Here is a 16,097-nt window from a genome sequence, read left to right on the forward strand (position 1 = left end):
CTGGAGCCCTTCTTCACCACCAAGGAGGTCGGCAAGGGAACCGGTCTCGGCCTGAGCATGGTCTATGGCTTCGTCAAGCAGTCGGGCGGCTTCCTGCAGCTCGACAGCCGCGTCGGCGAGGGCACCACCATCAGCCTCTATCTGCCGCGTGCACCGATGCCACTGACGGCGACCGACGACCCCGCCCCGTCGCATCGCAGCCTGCGCGGCGAGAGCGAGGCGGTGCTGGTGGTCGAGGATCGCCCCGACATGCGTGCCTATTCCGCCGAGGCGCTCCGTGCGCTCAATTACGAGCCCCTCGAGGCGGCGGACGGGCCGACGGCGCTCGCCCTCCTCGAGCAGCGGCCCGACATCACGGTGCTGTTCAGCGACGTCGTGCTGCCCGGGGGCATCACCGGCTTCGAGCTGGCGCGCATCGCGCGGGAGCGGCGCCCTGGGATCAAGGTGCTCCTGACCTCGGGTTATAGCGAGCGGGCCGCGGGAAGCCGCGGCGACGAAGCCGAGGCCATGCTCGACAAGCCGTTTCGCCCCAGTGAGTTGGGGCGCCGTCTTGCCATGTTACTGGGGCGTTCCGCCCCGTAATGCCCGATTTTCCCTGGCCGGTTGCCCCGTTGGTTCGACGTTCAACCAAGGGCCAGACTCCCATGGAAACATGGGCAATTTAGGAATTTCGTTGACTTATCGTCGCCTTACGGCCATATCTTCCCGCCGCAATCGAGTTCTGGCGTGTCTTGCTGCCCATGGCCTGTGACGGACTAGCGCCGTTTTGGGGCCACCCCTGCAGGGGTGCGGATTCAAGTCATCTCCTAGACAGGTTGTGAATGCCCAAGGTCACGCGGTCGTCGCGTGGCATATGGCGATGCGCATAGACGCTCTAGAGGAGTCTGAAAGACTATGGCTAGCGGTACCGTGAAGTGGTTCAACGCGACGAAGGGTTATGGCTTCATTTGCCCGAGCGACGGTTCGAAGGATGTGTTCGTGCACATCACGGCCGTACAGCGCGCCGGCCTGGATGGGCTGGCTGAGGGGCAGAAGGTTTCCTACGACCTCGTCTCCGAACGCGGCAAGGCTGCGGCGGCGAACCTGAAGGTCGGCTGATCGCCTGCCGGGGGTTTCTTTGGAGGGCCTCCACTAGACACGAGATGACGGCGGCGACCCGCAACGGGTCGCCGCTTTCTTTTTGCGTCGGATCTGGCGGATCGAAATGACGCCGGCGCTCCTTCAGCGCGGCGGCCCCTTGAGTTCGACCTCATTGCCCTCGGGATCGTGCAGATAGAGCGAAGGTCCCTCGCCTTCCGCGCCGTAGCGGCTTTCCACCGCGCCGGCTTCGATCCCATGACGGGCCAGATGTTCCCTGATCGCTGCCGGCGCGAAGGGTTCGATGCGCAGGCAGAAATGATCCATGTTGCGCGCCTCGATCGTCGGCGCCTTGCCGCCGGGTCCGCCCAAGGGCCCCGCGATATCGACGAGGTCGATCAGGGATCGTCCCGCACGCAGCTGCGTCAGCCCGATCTTTTCCTGGCGCCGCTCGACCGCACAGCCCAGCACCTCGCAATAGAAGCGCTCCAGGCGGCCGGGATCGCACGCCCGGATCACGACATGGTCGAGGCCCTGCAAGGCGAAGGGAACCGCGGTTTTGTCCGTCATGCCGGGCATCCTGGCGGCCGGGCCCGGGCCCGTCAAACGCGGCCCCCGCATGGCAGGCCCGACACTGCCCCGCAGCGCCCGCTTGCCGCTATGATCGCTGTCGCATGAAACGGCCACGCTCTTCCTCGCGACGGACCAGGCCTGCGCAGAAGGCACGCCCCGCCGGCAAGGCGGCGCAGGTGGCGCCCCCCGCTTCGGCCGTGGCGACGTTGATGCAGGCGCTGCCGGCGCGCGTGCTCCATCGCGACCGCGAGCTCATCATCCTGGACAAGCCCGCGGGCCTCGCGGTTCATCCCGGGCCCTCGGGTGGCCTTTCGCTCGAGGCCGCGCTCGATGCCTTGCGCTTCGAGGCGCGGACGGCGCCCTTCCTCGCCCACCGTCTCGACCGTGACACCAGCGGCTGCCTCGTCCTGGCGCGGCGGCGCAGCGCGCTGCGCCGGCTGAACGCGCTGTTCGCGGCGGGCGAGATCGAGAAGACCTATTGGGCGGTGGTTCTGGGATCGCCTCCGGCCGATTCCGGCATCGTCGAGCTGGCCTTGCGAAAGCTCAACCGGAAGGAAGGCTGGAAGATGGTGGCCGACCCATCCGGACAGAGCGCGGTCACGCACTGGCGCCTGCTCGGCCAGGGCGACGGCATGAGCTGGCTCGAATGCAAGCCGCGGACCGGACGGACCCATCAGGTGCGCGTCCATTGCGCGGCGCTGGGCTGTCCGATCCTGGGCGACCCGGTCTATGGCGCGCCGGGGAAAGCGCCGGGCGGCATCGAGACACCGCTCCAGCTCCATGCGCGCGCCGTCTCGATCCCCTCGGTCGAGGGCGCCCCGCCGATCGCCGCCGCGGCGCTGGTGCCCGCGCATATGCGCGCGGCGTTGACGGCCTGCGGCTGGCGCGACGAGAGCGGGGCCTCTAGCCGAGCACGTTCTGGATGAGATAGCCCGCGACTTCTACAGGCTTGAGCTTGGCGAGCTTCGGCATCTCGCCTTCGAGCGACGCCTTGATGATGATGTGGTTCTCCGCGTTCTCGAGCTTCACCCGGAAGATCCCGGTGGCGCCCCGGATCCGCGGATAATATTTGGGATCGACCGGCTTCTCCTTCAGTGCCAGCCGCCCCAGCAGCGTCGCCTCGTCCGCACCTTCGACGGGCTCGGCCTTGATCAGGGCCCAGTCGGTCTGCGCCGCGAACTTCTCGTCATTCAGCGCAGCGACGGCATCCTTGGGCGGCAGGTCGGTGACGCCGACCTTGTAGAGGTTCTTGCTGAGCCCGACATCGGAGCCCCATTCATTCAGGGCCTTGCTCTGGGCCACGTAAAGCGACGGCATGCGGTGGAATCTTCGGTCTGGAGTTGGACAGGAGTCGCATCATGACACCGCGCCGGGGGCGGCGAAACCCCCGAGGCGGTCCTGCGCTCCTGGCCTATTCCGCGCTGGCGGGAACCGCGGCGGCCGGACGGCGGCGGCGAAGGTTATGGAGCCCGTCCATGTAGGTATAGATGACAGGGGTGATGTAGAGCGTCAGCAGCTGCGACAGCAGCAAGCCGCCCACCACGGCGAGGCCCAGCGGCTGGCGCGACTCATGGCCCTGGCCGAAGCCGACGGCGATCGGCAAGGCGCCCGCGAGGGCCGCCGCCGTCGTCATCATGATCGGGCGGAAGCGGACCAAACAGGCCTCGTAGATCGCGTCGCGGGCGTTCTTGCCGAACTCGCGCTGCTGCACCACCGCCACGTCGATCATCATGATCGCGTTCTTCTTGACGATGCCGACCAGCATGACGATGCCGACGAAGGCGTAGAGGCTGAGCGAGAGATCGAAGAAAAGCAATGTGACCACGGCACCGACGGCGGCGGCCGGAAGGCCCGACAGGATCGTCAGCGGATGGATGAAGCTCTCATAGAGGATGCCCAGCACGATATAGACCACCAGCACCGCCATCGCGAGCAGGAGGCCCAGCCCATGGAGCGAATCCTGGAAGGCCTGCGCCGTTCCCTGGAAGCTGGTGGTGATGGCGGCCGATAGCGACGCCTCCCGTTCGGCGGCATGGATGCGGTCGATCGCGGTGCCGAGCGACAGGCCGGGCTGGAGCCCGAAGGAGATCGTGACCGACGGAATCTGCCCCTGATGGTTGACCGTCAGCGCGCCCACGCCGCGCTTAGCCGTCGCCAGCGCGGTCAAGGGCACCAGACCGCCGCTTTCGGAACTGAGATAGAGGCGCGACAGGGCGGCGGGATCGCCCTGATATTCCGGCGCCACCTCGAGCAGGACCTCATATTGGTTGGTCGAGGTATAGATCGTCGAAACCTGGCGCTGGCCGAAGGCGGTCCAGAGCGCTTCTTCCACCTGTTGGGCGGTGATGCCCAAGGCCGCGGCCTTCTCGCGATCGATATCGACGAACAGCCTCGGTCCGTTCAGATCCATGTCGCTGGTCGCGTCGACCACGCCCGGGATCTTCGCGATCCGCGCCAGCATGTCCTTGGCACCGCCATAGAGGGTGACCAGATCCTGGGCCTGCAGCGTGTATTGATAGGCGGCCTTCGAGCTGCGGCCGCCGATGCGCAGGGCCGGCGGGTTCTGCGGATAGGCCTTGATGCCAGGGACCACCGCCATCTTGGTGCGCATCGCGCTGACCACCTGGTCGGCGCTGAGCGCCCGCTCGGCGCGCGGCTTCAAGGTCAGGAAGATGTTGCCGGTGTTGGGCGTGGAGCGGCCGCCGCCGCTGCCGACGCTGGACATGACCTGCGCGACATTGGGATCGGCCATCGCGATCTCGGCCAACCCGCGCTGGCGCTCCACCATCGCGGCGAAGGAGCTGTCGACCGGCCCTTCCGTCGAGATCGTGACCTGGCCCGTATCCTCGCTCGGCAGGAAGTCCTTCTGTGCGATCTGGAACAGCCAGACGGTGGCACCCAGCGTGCCAAAGAAAATCAGCAGGACGATGAAGCGGTGGCGCAACGCCAGGCGAAGCGTCGCGCCGTAGGCCGCGCGCAGCGGGTTGAACCAGAAGTTCGAGAACCGCACCATCACGCTTTCTTTGATCTCGCCATCCTTATGGACGCGGTGGGGTCGCACGAACCGGCTCGCCAGCATCGGCGTCAGGGTCAGGGATACGACGCCCGAGACCAGGATCGAGGCCACGATCGTGACCGCGAATTCATGCAGCAGCCGTCCGACGATCCCGCCCATGAACATCACCGGGATGAAGACCGCCGCCAGGGACAGGGTCATCGAGAACACGGTGAAGGCGATCTCGCTGGCGCCGCGCAGGGCGGCGTCGCGTGGTCGCTCGCCCTTCTCGACATGGCGCAGGATGTTCTCGAGCACGACGATGGCATCGTCGACCACGAATCCCACCGATAGCGTCAAGGCCATCAGGGTCAGGTTGTTGAGGCTGTATCCCAGCACCGACATGGCGGCGAAGGTGCCGATGACCGAGATCGGCAGCGCCAGGCTGGGGACGATGGTCGCGGAGCCGCTGCCGACGAAGAGGAAGATCACCAGCACGACCAGCCCGGCCGCGAGGATCAGCGTGAACTGAACCTCGGCGATGGAAGCCCGGATCGAGACCGACCGGTCATAGAGGACGTCGAGCTTGATCGAGCCGGGGAGCTGCGCCTGGAAGGTGGGCAGAAGGTCCTTGATCGCGTCGACCACCTCGATGGTGTTGGTGCCGGGCTGGCGCTGGACCGCCAGGACCACGGCGCGATTGCCATTGAACCAGCTGGCGACCTTGTTGTTCTCGACGCTGTCGATCACGTTGGCCAATTGATCGAGCCGGATCGGGGCGCCATTGCGATAGGCGACAATCTGGCGCCGGTATTCTGAGGCTTCCTGCAGCTGGCCGCTGGCCTCGAGCGTCAGCGACTGGCGCGGGCCATCGAGCGTGCCGACGGGCAATTGCACGTTCGCGCTGTCGATGGCGGTCGAAAGATCGTCCACGCCGACGCCGCGGGCCGCGAGCTGGTCGGGATCGATCTGGATCCGGACCGCGAATTTCTGGGCCCCATAGACCAGCACCTGGGCCACGCCCGGCAAGGTCGAGATGCGCTGGGCGATCGAGGTCTCGGCATATTCGTCGACCACATAGAGCGGCTGAGTCGGCGAGCTCAGGGCCAGGAAGAAGATCGGGGAGTCGGCTGGATTGACCTTGCGATAGGAGGGCGGCGTCGGCATCTCGGTCGGCAGGCGCCGTTGGGCCACCGCCAGGGCGGACTGGACGTCCTGGGCCGCGGCATCGATATCGCGGCTCAGCGAGAACTGCAGCGTGATGCTGGTCTGACCCTGCGAGCTCGTCGAGGTCATGTTGTCGAGGCCGGCGATGGTCGTGAATTGCCGCTCGAGCGGCGTCGCGACCGAGGATGCCATGGTCTCCGGATTGGCGCCGGGCAGCGAGGCGCTGACCGAAATCGTCGGATAGTCGACCGCAGGCAGCTCGGCCACCGGCAAGTTGCTATAGGCAACCAGACCGAAGATCACGAACGACGCCATCAACAGGGTCGTCATGACCGGCCGCTCGATACATAGCTGCGGTACGTTCATGCCTGCTCCCTCAAGGCGACGTGGCGTTTCGTCGAGACATCCGGCCGCCGCTTGTCAAAGCGCCAGCGGCGGGGGTCGGGCGCCAGCCTGCTCACCCCTTAGGAGGCCGGCTTGGGCACGACCAGCGCGCCCGGATAGAGATTCATGTGGCCATCGACCACGACACGCTCACCGGCAGAGACCCCCTCGCCGACAGCCGTATAGCCGTCGAAGCTGGGGCCGCGACGAATGGTGCGCAGCTCGGCCTTGTTGTCGGGGCCGATCACATAGACGTAAGTGCCTTGCTGGCCGATCTGGACCGCCGCGTCCGGCACCGCCACGACATTGTCCAGTTCGCGCAGCGCCAGGGTGACGCGCAGGAACTGACCCGGCAGAAGCCGCTCATTCTCATTCGTGATCTCGGCCTTGAGCCGGATCGTGCCGGTGGCCATGTCGACCTGGTTGTCGACGAACACGACTTTCCCCGTGACCGGTGGCAGCTCCGTGTCGGGGACATTGGACTCGACCGTCAAGCCGCTCGAGGCCATGCGGTCCTGGATCTCCGCCAGATAGCGTTCGGGGATCGAGCAGACGACATAGACCGGCTTGGTCTGGTTGATCACGACCAGCGGCGTCGTGTCGTTGGCCTTGACGAGATTGCCGGCATCGACCTGATAGCTGCCGGTCCGGCCGTCGATCGGCGAGCGGATCTCGGCATAGCCGAGCTTGAGCTGCGCCGATTCCACCGCCGCTTCGTCAGCCTTGATCGAAGCCTGGAGCGTATCGACCGTCGCCCGCGCCTGCTCGTCCTTTTGCTGCGAGGCATAACCGGAGCCGGCAAGCGCCTTGTAACGCGTCATGTCGGCCTGGGCGCTGACGAGGCCCGCCTGATCCCTGGCGAGATTGGCCTGGGCGGCATGAAGCTCGGCGAGGAAAGGCGCGGGATCGATGGTGAAGAGGAGATCGCCCTTGGCGACCTGCTGGCCTTCGCGGAAATGGACCGCGAGCAAGGGGCCGTCGACCTGGGATTTCACCGCGACCGTGGCGAAGGGATCGACGCGGCCGATGGTGTCGACGCGCACCGGCAGGGAACGGGTCTCCGCCATCCCCAGAACCACCGGCACCGCCTGGGGTGCTGCGGTCGTGCCTGCGGGCTTGGTCGCGGATGTCGATACGACCGCATCGGGCCCCAGCGAGGCCGCGCGGCTTTTCAGCAACCAGTAGCCACCGCCGGCGACCACGACGGCACCAACCAAAAGCAGAATGGCAAGGCGACGGCTCATCGGGCCCATGCGCGAGGAAGAATGAGACGGGGTCAACGCATTAACTCTATCACAGGAGGGGCCCCGCAGAGGAGAGAAGTTGCCGAAAATGCCTATCCAACAAAGGCTTGTCTATTAAGTTTGCGGTCGGATTAAGGCGAATTCACGGCCCCTGCACGGGCGAGCGGGCCAAATCCTGCGCTGAAATCGTTACAAATTTTCCGGCCTCGCTTGCGGCGGCCCCGCTCCTGGCCTCAGATCGTCGGCGCCGTTTCGGATTCGCCGGAGTCGCCGATGCCTTCCCCGCTGGGTTCGCAGGACCGCCAACGCCCCAACATTCTCCTGGTCATGTTCGACCAGATGGCGGCGCTGGCCCTGCCCGACTATGGCCATCCCCTGGTCCGCACGCCGCATCTGTCGCGGCTGGCGGCGCGCGGAACGCTGTTCGAGCAGGCCTACTGCACCTCGCCGCTCTGCTCGCCCTCGCGCTTCGCCATGCTCACGGGCCTGCTGCCGTCGCGCATCGGCGCCTATGACAATGCCGCGGAACTGCCGTCCGGCATTCCAACCCTGATGCATCACCTGAGGGCCGCCGGCTATCGCACCTGCCTCTCGGGCAAGATGGACTTCACCGGCGCCGACCAGCTCCATGGCTATGAGGAGCGGCTCACCACCGACCTTTCGCCCTCGGATTTCGGCTGGGTTCCCGACTGGGATCATCCGGAGGAGATTCAGCCCTGGTATCACACGCTGCAGAGCGTGGCCGAGGCCGGTCCCTGCGATTACTCGCTGTCCCTGCAATATGACGAGGACGCGACCTTCAAGGCGATCCAGTGGCTGCATAAGACAAAGGCCTCGGCGGACCCACGCCCCTTCATGCTGACGCTCTCGGTCATGCAGCCGCATGACCCCTATCAAGGCCTGCGACGGTTCTGGAATCTCTACGACCCAGACATGATCGATCTCCCGATCCTGCCGGCGTTGCAGGCCGCGATGCGCGATCCGGTGGGTCGGCGCATGTACGCGCTTTATGACCGCGGCGAGATTCCGGTCGGCGAGGCCGAGATCCGCAAGGCGCGGCACGCCTACTACGCCATGGTGAGCTATTGCGACGAGCTGCTGGGACGCCTGCTGGCGGCGCTGGCGGCCCTCGGGCTCGACCGCAACACGATGCTGGTCGTGACCTCGGACCATGGCGACATGCTGGGCGAGCGCGGCCTCTGGTACAAAATGAACTTCTTCGATGGCGCCGTCCGCGTGCCGCTGATCCTGCAGGGTCCTGGGGTCGGCGCTGGGCAGCGCATCGCTGAACCGGTATCGCATCTCGATCTGCTGCCGACCTTGCTCGCCCTCGCCGGTTCCGATGCCGCGCTGTCGGCGACAGCGCTCGACGGCCGCGATCTTTCGCAGAGCGTGGCAACGGGCGCCCGCCCGCGCGGCGACGTGCTGGGCGAATATATGGCCGAGGGTTACGACCATCCGATCGTGATGATCCGGCGCGGCACCCACAAGTTCGTCTATTCGCGCGGCGAGCCGACCCAGCTCTACGATCTTGGCGCCGACCCGCGCGAGGAACGCAATCTCGCGCTCAATCCCGCTTATAACGACGCGGTGCGCAACCTGACCGACGAGGCCGAGCGGCGCTGGAACCTCGAAGCCCTGCGCAACGACGTGATCGAGAGCCAGCGCCGGCGCCGTCTCATCCACCAGGCCCTGACCGCGGGACGGATCGCGCCCTGGGATTACGAGCCGCGCATCGACGTCTCGAACGAGTATTACCGCAATTACGGCCGCGATCAGCCCGACCCCGATCGCAGCCTGCGTCTGCCGCCCGTCTCCTGAGCCGCCGGCCGCGCCCCCTTGCGGCCGGACGCCGGTTTGACCCCAAGAGCCTCGATTGCTATGAAGCGGCTGAGAAAGCGCCGATGTCCGATCCCCTGCAACGACTGATTCGCGGCTTCGAGAGTTTCCGGGCCGCCCATTTCGAAGGCGATTCAGACCTCTATCGCCGTCTGGCCGAGGAAGGCCAGGCGCCGAAGGTCCTGATCGTCGGCTGCTCGGATTCGCGCGTCGATCCCGCCATCGTGACCCAGGCCGATCCCGGCGACCTCTTCATCGTGCGCAATGTCGCGGCGCTGGTTCCCCCTTACGAGGTCGATGGGCGGATCAAGGGCACGAGCTCGGCGATCGAGTTCGCCGTGCGCGGGCTCAAGGTCCAGCATGTGATCGTGATGGGCCATGCCCAATGCGGCGGCGTCAGGGCGCTCGCGAATGCCGGTCAGCCGGATGCGGGCTACGAGTTCCTGTCCGACTGGGTCCGCATCGCGAACCCGGCGTTGGCGGCCCTCAACAAGGTCTGCCCGGATCTGCCCCCAGCCGAACAACGGCGCATGCTCGAGGAAGCGACTGTCATGGTGTCGCTGGGCAACCTGATGGGTTTCCCCTGGATCATGGAACGCGTGCGCCAGCGCCAGTTGGTGCTCCATGGCTGGTATTTCGATCTCGTCAGCGGCCGGCTGCTGGCGCATGACCGGCGCAGCGGCCGGTTCCTCCCGATCGAGGACGAGCCGATCCCGCATTGCGTCGAGAAGGCGCCCTGCCCGCCCGCCTGCGATTGCCAGGAGCATTTTCTCCCCGAAGCGTTCCTCCGGGCCAGCAGGCCCTTCTAGAGGGTCGGTCCATGGTCATCCCGGAGCTTTTGACGAGACGGGTTACACGGCGCTATGATTCACCCTGGTGCGATGGGGATGGAGTCCCCCGACAACCGCCTTTGTCAGAAGGCTGATGGCTCCTGTCGATCGTCCCATTCGGGGCGCCGGCGGGGCATTTCTGAGAACCCGCCGATGGCGGGTTTTTTTTATGGGATCGGCTGGCAGGCGATCTCTCGGGAGAGTCTATCGATGATGAGTTTTCTGATCGTCTTCATCGGCGCGGGGATCGGGGGCTCGATCCGCCATGGCGTCAATCTGCTGGCGGCGCGGCTGGTCGGCATCTCGTACCCTTACGGCACCCTCTCGATCAATATCGTCGGATCGCTGCTGATGGGCCTTTGCGCCGCCTATTTCGCCTTCAGGGGCGAGGATGCCTCGCAGCCCTGGCGCTTGTTCCTCACGACCGGGATCCTTGGCGGCTTCACCACCTTCTCCGCCTTCTCGCTCGACGTGGCGGTGCTGTGGGAGCGCGGCGACATGCTCGGCGCCCTGCTCTATGTGCTGGGTTCGGTGATCCTGTCGATCCTCGCGCTCTTCCTGGCGCTCTGGCTGGCCCGCAGCGTTCTCGCCTGAACGGGCGGAAGTCCCGTCGGCCTCAGGTCAGGGCGGCGCGGCGCTCGCTCGCGCGGCGCCGGCTCGCGCGCCATTCCGCCCCGATGATCATCATCCCGCCGATCAGGATGAGCACGGCGCCGATGAAGACCGCGACGTCGGAAAGGTCGCCCCAGATGAGATAGCCCAGCGCAAAGGCCCAGAGCAGGCCCGAGAACTCGAGCGGCGCGATGACGGAGGCCGGCGTGCGCTTGATACCCTCGGTCACGAGGAACTGTCCCGCCCCGCCCATCACGCCGATCAGCACCATCAGCAGGAATTCGCGCAAGGACGGCGTCTTCCAGACCCAGGGCAAGGCCACACCGCACACGATCACGAAGGCGCCGTTCGAGATGACCATCTGGACCAGCGTCCGGATATAGGGCGCTATCTGGCGGAACAGGATCATGGCATAGGCCCAGAGCAGGGCCGCCGTCAGCGCCATCCCGATGGCGAGGGGTTCATGCAAGTGGGTCGGACGACAGGCGATCAGCACGCCCACGAAGCCGATCGCGATCGCGCACCAGCGGAAGGGAGAGACGCGCTCGCCGAGGATGGGAACGGCCAGGGCCGCCACGATCAGCGGCGAGGAGAAATAGATCGTGCTCATCTCGGCGAGTTGAAGGTGTCGCGCGGCGGTGTAGTAGCAGAACCAGGCCGACAGCAGGACCAGCGCGCGCAAGGCGAGGGTCTTCAGATGCGGCGACGCCAACGCTTCCAACCCGAGGCGCGGTCCACCGGAAATGAAGCAGATGATCAGGATCACGCTGCTGCGCATGAACATGAGCTGCACCGTGGCGTAATCCACCACGAGCCATTTCACGCTGGCATCCTGAAGCGAGAAGAGCAAATAGGCGGCCAGGGCCAAGCCGATGCCCGACAGCACGCTGCCGCTCTCGCCGGGAGACGATGGGGCGGCCATGCGGGGGAAACACCTTCACGCGAAATGTCGAGCCCGCAAGGGCTCGACGGGCGATAAACCGGGGAACGAGCGAGGAAGATCGCCGATAAAGGTGATCTGACCGTAAAGACAGTTTACGCGATCGCCGGTTGATTTGCCACGCGGCGCCGGCATGGAGCCCCCGCGCCTGCCGCATGAGTCCGATTTCGGAGCAGGGCCCCTCAGATTCTTCGAGGAGCCAGGAGGCCCCTCAATGGCCGGCCCCAAGCCTAGAGAATGCGGCAATGTTCGGGCGCTATCGAAATCCGAACCGCTTCGCCGGCGGCATGAGCCCGCTCCCGCAGGGAGGAGAGGGCCCTGAGGCGCTGCCCGTCCGCGAGCTCGATGTCGTAACGGGCCAGCGCGCCCAGATAGTCCACATCGACGATCCGCCCCGTCAGGGCGGAGCGCCCCTCGGGCGAGCCGTCAGACTGCGTGAGCGCAATCTTCTCGGCACGGACCACGGCGCGGACCTGGTCGCCAGGCTTCACGGGATGCACCGCACCGCCCCCGATGGTCAGCATGGCACCACCGGCGAGCTCAATGAGGATTTGGCCCGCCATGGCGCTCACCACCTTGCCGTCGAGGAAGTTCGCGTTGCCGAGAAAATTGGCAACGAACTCGCTGGCCGGATGCTCATAGACGTCCGAGGGCGCGCCCCGCTGCTCGATGCGACCGGCATTCATGACCACGACAAGGTCGGACATCGCGAGCGCTTCGCCCTGATCATGGGTGACGAAAATCGTCGTGATGCCAATCTTTCGTTGGATCAGCTTCAGCTCGGTGCGCATCTCCTCGCGCAGATTGGCATCGAGCGCCGACAAGGGCTCGTCGAGCAGCAGCACGTCCGGCTCGATCACGATGGCGCGCGCCAGCGCAATGCGCTGCTGTTGGCCACCGGAAAGCTCGGAAGGAAGCTTCTTGCCGACGCCGGGCAGACGCACCATGTCCAACGCCCGCGCGACCTTTTCGGCAATGGCCGATTTTGCCACGCTGCGATATTTGAGGCCGAAGGCGATGTTGTCGAACACCGTCTTGTGGGGAAACAAAGCGTAGTTCTGGAACACCAGGCCGATATTGCGCCGATGGATCGGCACGTCGTTGACCCTGCGGCCGGCGATGGTGATGTCGCCGCCGGTTGGATTCACCAGCCCCGCGATCGAGCGCAGGATCGTCGTCTTGCCGCAGCCGGACGGCCCCAGCAGCGTCACGAACGAGCCCTTCTCGATGGCAAGGCTCACATCCTTGACGGCCACGAACGGGCCATAGGTCAGGGTCACATTTCTCAGATCGACGGCGGTGGGGCTCGTCTGCATGGCGGTTTCCGAAGCGGGAGGCATGACAATTCGAGGCAGGGTCCGGGAGCCGATCCTGGCTCCCGGCATCCCCGTTCCATTCGCTCAGCCCGGCAGCATCCCGCGCCGGGTGCCGAGGATCACGCGCCCTTGGAGATGCGGTCCCACTGCTTGGTCCAGTCGTCCGAATGCGCGGCCCAGTAGTCCGGGTTGGCGAAGGTCAGCGACTTCATGTCGCCGGTCGGATCGAAGGCCGGCAGCTTGGCAATCTTGTCGGTCAGCTTGACCTTCTTCGGGTCGAGCGACGGCGGATAGTTCTGCCCTTCGGCCACCGCGATCGAGGTCGCAGTGTCGAGCATGAAGTTTATCAACTCCTCACACTCGGCCATCGGCGAGCCTTTGAGGATCAGCATGTCCTCCATCCAGGCATAGCTGCCGGCCGGATCGTTGTAGCCGATCGGCGAGCCCTGCTGCTGCAGGGCGGCGATGCGGCCCGACCAGGCATCGGTGACGACGATCTCCTCCTTCGCCAGGAGATCCATCAGCTCGGCACCGGAGCCCCAGTACTTCTTGGTGAGGTCGCGGGCCTCGCGCACCTTCGCCCAGACCGCATCCATGTCCTTGGCGTCGTTCGGATCCTGCCCGGTCTGCAGCGAGGCGTACCAGACACGGGTGACCATGTCGCCATAGGCGCCGATCTTGCCCTTGTATTTCGGATCGACCAGCAGATTGGCGCCCTTCTCCTTGGCCTCGGCCTCGGAGATATATTTGGTGTTATAGGCGATGCCGGTGGTGCCGTAGTCGTAGGGCGCGCAGGACAGTTTCGGCGTCATCTTGCGGAACGGCTCGATCATCGCCGTCATGACGTTCGCCAAGTTCGGGATGTTCGCCTCGTTGATCTCCGAGGTCCAACCGTTGTCGATATACTTCTTGTAATACTCGACGCCCGAGGAATGGATGATCTGGAAGTCGCCGGGGCTGGCGCTCTTGATCTTGGTGATGACGACGTTCTCGTCATCGAAGGTGCCTTGCACCACCTTGCGGCCCGTCTTGGCGGTGTAGGGTTGGAAGGCGTATTTGTCGATCGCCTCCTGCACAACACCGCCCCAACCGTCGAAGCGGACTTCCGTGACGGCCGCCAGGGCGTTCCGGCCCCAGCCTGTCATCACGCCCATCGAGGCAGCCGCGGCGGCCGTCAATCCCAGAAACGTCCGGCGGTCCATCCCGCCATTGGCATAGCGATCCTGCAGCCTTTCCAGGCGGTGGGTCGAGCTGATCTTCATGTCTCGTTCCTCCCTTGCATCAGGTGTTGGTTGCGGTTTGGCGACGAATCAGGAGGCGCGCAACCGCGCCGCCCAAGAGTGGCAATCCGACGGTGATCAGAATCATGAGTGCGCCCAGCGCATTGATCTCGGGGCTGATCGACACCTTCAGCATACCGAGAATCTCGGTCGGCATGGTCTCGACGCCCGGCGGGCGCCAGAACACACTGGCGGACACGTTGTCGAACGAGATCGTGAATGCCAGCAGAAGACCCGCCAGCATCGCGGGCATGATCAAGGGCATGGTGATCTCTTTGAAGGTCTGCCAGCGGTTGGCGCCCAGGGACCAGGCGGCCTCCTCATAGACCCGCTTCACGCCGATCAGCCTCGCCTGAACGATCAGCACGACATAGGGCAGCGACAGGAGAATATGGCCGGCCAGGAGGAGACCGTAGTTCGGTTTCAGCCCGACCCAGCGGTTGGCCAGCAGCAAGCCGACGCCCAGAACCGTCTCCGGCACCAGGATCGGACCGACAATGAGCGCGTTGACCCACTGTTTGCCGGGAAACTCGTAACGGACCAGCGCCAGCGCCGCCATCGTGCCGAGCCCGGTGCAGACGACTGCCGTCAGCACGCCGATCCAGAGCGAGGTATGAAAGGCGCGGACCACGGCCTCGTTCTCGAACAGCTTCCCGTACCATTGCAGTGAAAAGCCAGCCATGGGGAAGCCGCCGAAGCGGGACGAGTTGACGGAGAGGATCAGCACCACGGCGATCGGCGCGAACATGAAGACATAGACCAGGACGGTCAGAACCTTGATCAGAATCCAGCCGCCGCGCCCTTCCCCGCTCATCGCGACAACCCCTTGAAGATTGTCGAGAGCCCCATATAGCGGCTGTAGATCACCGAGACCACGCCGAGGAGCGCCAGCAGGACGATCGACAGCGTGGTCCCCATCGGCCAGTTCAGCTCGCGCATGATGGTGTCGAAGATCAGATTGCCGAACAGCGAGTCCGAACGCCCGCCCAGGATCTGCGGCGTCACATAGCTGCCGGCCGCCAGAACGAAGCTGAGGAGCAGGCCGGCGCCCAGGCCCGGCAGCGACAGAGGCAGGGTCACCTCACGGAACGCCTGCCAGTTGGTGCAGCCCAGCGAGCGAGCGGCCGAGACAAGGTTCCGGTCGATCCCGTCGAGGCTGACATAGACGTTGAGGATCATGTAGGGCAGCAGGAAATGGATCATGCCCATGATCACCGCGCCCTCGGTATAGAGCATCTGCAGCGGCTCGGAGATCACGCCCAGCGACTTCAGCGTGACGTTGATGACGCCCTGCTCGCCCAGGATATGGACCCAGGAGAAGGTCCGGATCGTGAAGCTGATCCAGAACGGCACGATGAGCAGGAGCAGCAGCAGCCATTTGTGCCGGAAGCGCGTCATGGCGATGCAGTAGGCGGCGGGATACCCCATGAACGCGCAGAGAAGCGCGGTGATGGTCGAGACCCGCGCGGTCTTCCACAGGAACCCGTGATAGTAGGGATCGCCGAAGAACTCGTGCCAATTGCCGAGATTGAGATCCGCCGTCTCGACCCCGGCGGTTTTGAAGGCATAGAAGGTGTAGATGAACATGATGCCGATCGGCACCAGCAGCAGGAAAATCAGCGCAAGCAGAGTCGGGGCGAGCAAATACCATGGCCGCCTGCGTTCACCCGCAGTAAGCACGGATACGGCCATACGCGCCTATCCCCTGAAATCCCTGTCCAATTCCAAACCGCTTGAGCGATTCATTTTCTTGCGGGCGACACCCGATGTTGCTGTAACATTACATTGACCTGCCCCGATATCCAACATGACATCAGCGTCTTCAGGAGCCATCCCCCAT

Annotated in this window: 15 protein-coding genes and 1 riboswitch; of the genes, 6 read left to right on the forward strand and 9 right to left on the reverse strand. The window is 65.2% G+C overall.

Features of this window, described 5'->3' with window-relative positions; genetic code table 11:
* The coding region (locus ACREE8_RS09590) for a response regulator (RefSeq protein WP_431572762.1) at positions 1-582 on the forward strand (582 nt) is incomplete at its 5' end.
* 312 nt (positions 583-894) lie between these two features.
* Positions 895-1,098: a cold-shock protein gene (locus ACREE8_RS09595; RefSeq protein ID WP_151177015.1), complete on the forward strand. Its 204-nt coding sequence runs from the start codon at positions 895-897 to the stop codon at positions 1,096-1,098.
* A gap of 123 nt (positions 1,099-1,221) precedes the next feature.
* Here ACREE8_RS09595 and ACREE8_RS09600 read toward each other — a convergent pair whose 3' ends face one another.
* Entirely contained in the window at positions 1,222-1,647 is a 426-nt protein-coding gene (locus ACREE8_RS09600; protein ID WP_431572763.1) for a VOC family protein, read from the reverse strand.
* Between the two features lie 104 nt (positions 1,648-1,751).
* Between ACREE8_RS09600 and ACREE8_RS09605 the strand changes: the two genes are divergently transcribed.
* The gene (locus ACREE8_RS09605) at positions 1,752-2,576 is read left to right on the forward strand and encodes an RluA family pseudouridine synthase (RefSeq protein WP_431572764.1); all 825 of its coding nucleotides are present in this window, start codon (positions 1,752-1,754) and stop codon (positions 2,574-2,576) included.
* Here ACREE8_RS09605 and ACREE8_RS09610 read toward each other — a convergent pair.
* The 3 genes from ACREE8_RS09610 to ACREE8_RS09620 form a co-directional block, all read right to left on the reverse strand.
* A complete protein-coding gene (locus tag ACREE8_RS09610; protein WP_431572765.1) occupies positions 2,554-2,967 on the reverse strand; it encodes a hypothetical protein in 414 nt (137 codons plus the stop codon). The two genes, ACREE8_RS09605 and ACREE8_RS09610, sit on opposite strands and share 23 nt — an antisense overlap.
* A 94-nt stretch (positions 2,968-3,061) precedes the next feature.
* Positions 3,062-6,178 (reverse strand): efflux RND transporter permease subunit, encoded by a 3,117-nt coding sequence (locus ACREE8_RS09615; protein WP_431572766.1) that lies wholly within the window; start codon positions 6,176-6,178, stop codon positions 3,062-3,064.
* A gap of 98 nt (positions 6,179-6,276) precedes the next feature.
* On the reverse strand, positions 6,277-7,440 hold the full coding sequence (locus ACREE8_RS09620) for an efflux RND transporter periplasmic adaptor subunit (protein WP_431572767.1): 1,164 nt from the start codon (positions 7,438-7,440) through the stop codon (positions 6,277-6,279).
* 273 nt (positions 7,441-7,713) lie between these two features.
* On the opposite strand from ACREE8_RS09620, the gene betC reads away from it, so the two are divergent.
* From betC to crcB, 3 genes are all read left to right on the forward strand, one after another.
* Positions 7,714-9,261: a choline-sulfatase gene (betC, locus tag ACREE8_RS09625; protein WP_431572768.1), complete on the forward strand. Its 1,548-nt coding sequence runs from the start codon at positions 7,714-7,716 to the stop codon at positions 9,259-9,261.
* 83 nt (positions 9,262-9,344) lie between these two features.
* A complete protein-coding gene (locus ACREE8_RS09630; RefSeq protein ID WP_431572769.1) occupies positions 9,345-10,088 on the forward strand; it encodes a carbonic anhydrase in 744 nt (247 codons plus the stop codon).
* 65 nt (positions 10,089-10,153) lie between these two features.
* Positions 10,154-10,220: riboswitch (Fluoride riboswitch) on the forward strand.
* Positions 10,221-10,319: 99 nt separating this feature from the next.
* Entirely contained in the window at positions 10,320-10,703 is a 384-nt protein-coding gene (gene crcB, locus ACREE8_RS09635; RefSeq protein WP_431572770.1) for a fluoride efflux transporter CrcB, read from the forward strand.
* Between the two features lie 22 nt (positions 10,704-10,725).
* Here the strand turns inward: crcB and ACREE8_RS09640 are convergent, their stop codons facing one another.
* The 5 genes from ACREE8_RS09640 to ACREE8_RS09660 all read right to left on the reverse strand — a co-directional run bounded on the left by ACREE8_RS09640 (position 10,726) and on the right by ACREE8_RS09660 (position 15,901).
* Positions 10,726-11,643 carry a DMT family transporter gene (locus ACREE8_RS09640; protein WP_431572771.1) on the reverse strand — a complete coding sequence of 306 codons (918 nt, stop codon included), beginning with the start codon at positions 11,641-11,643 and terminating at the stop codon, positions 10,726-10,728.
* A 248-nt stretch (positions 11,644-11,891) separates the two neighbouring features.
* A complete protein-coding gene (locus ACREE8_RS09645; protein WP_431572772.1) occupies positions 11,892-12,977 on the reverse strand; it encodes an ABC transporter ATP-binding protein in 1,086 nt (361 codons plus the stop codon).
* Between the two features lie 119 nt (positions 12,978-13,096).
* On the reverse strand, positions 13,097-14,239 hold the full coding sequence (locus ACREE8_RS09650; RefSeq protein WP_431572773.1) for an extracellular solute-binding protein: 1,143 nt from the start codon (positions 14,237-14,239) through the stop codon (positions 13,097-13,099).
* Positions 14,240-14,258: 19 nt separating this feature from the next.
* A complete protein-coding gene (locus tag ACREE8_RS09655; protein WP_431572774.1) occupies positions 14,259-15,071 on the reverse strand; it encodes an ABC transporter permease in 813 nt (270 codons plus the stop codon).
* Positions 15,068-15,901 carry an ABC transporter permease gene (locus tag ACREE8_RS09660; RefSeq protein WP_431572775.1) on the reverse strand — a complete coding sequence of 278 codons (834 nt, stop codon included), beginning with the start codon at positions 15,899-15,901 and terminating at the stop codon, positions 15,068-15,070. The genes ACREE8_RS09655 and ACREE8_RS09660 overlap by 4 nt, the downstream gene beginning before the upstream one ends.
* Between the last annotated feature and the right edge of the window lie 196 nt (positions 15,902-16,097).

This window comes from Hypericibacter sp. (genome assembly GCF_050729195.1).
In the GTDB taxonomy this organism is placed as follows: Bacteria; Pseudomonadota; Alphaproteobacteria; order Dongiales; family Dongiaceae; genus Hypericibacter.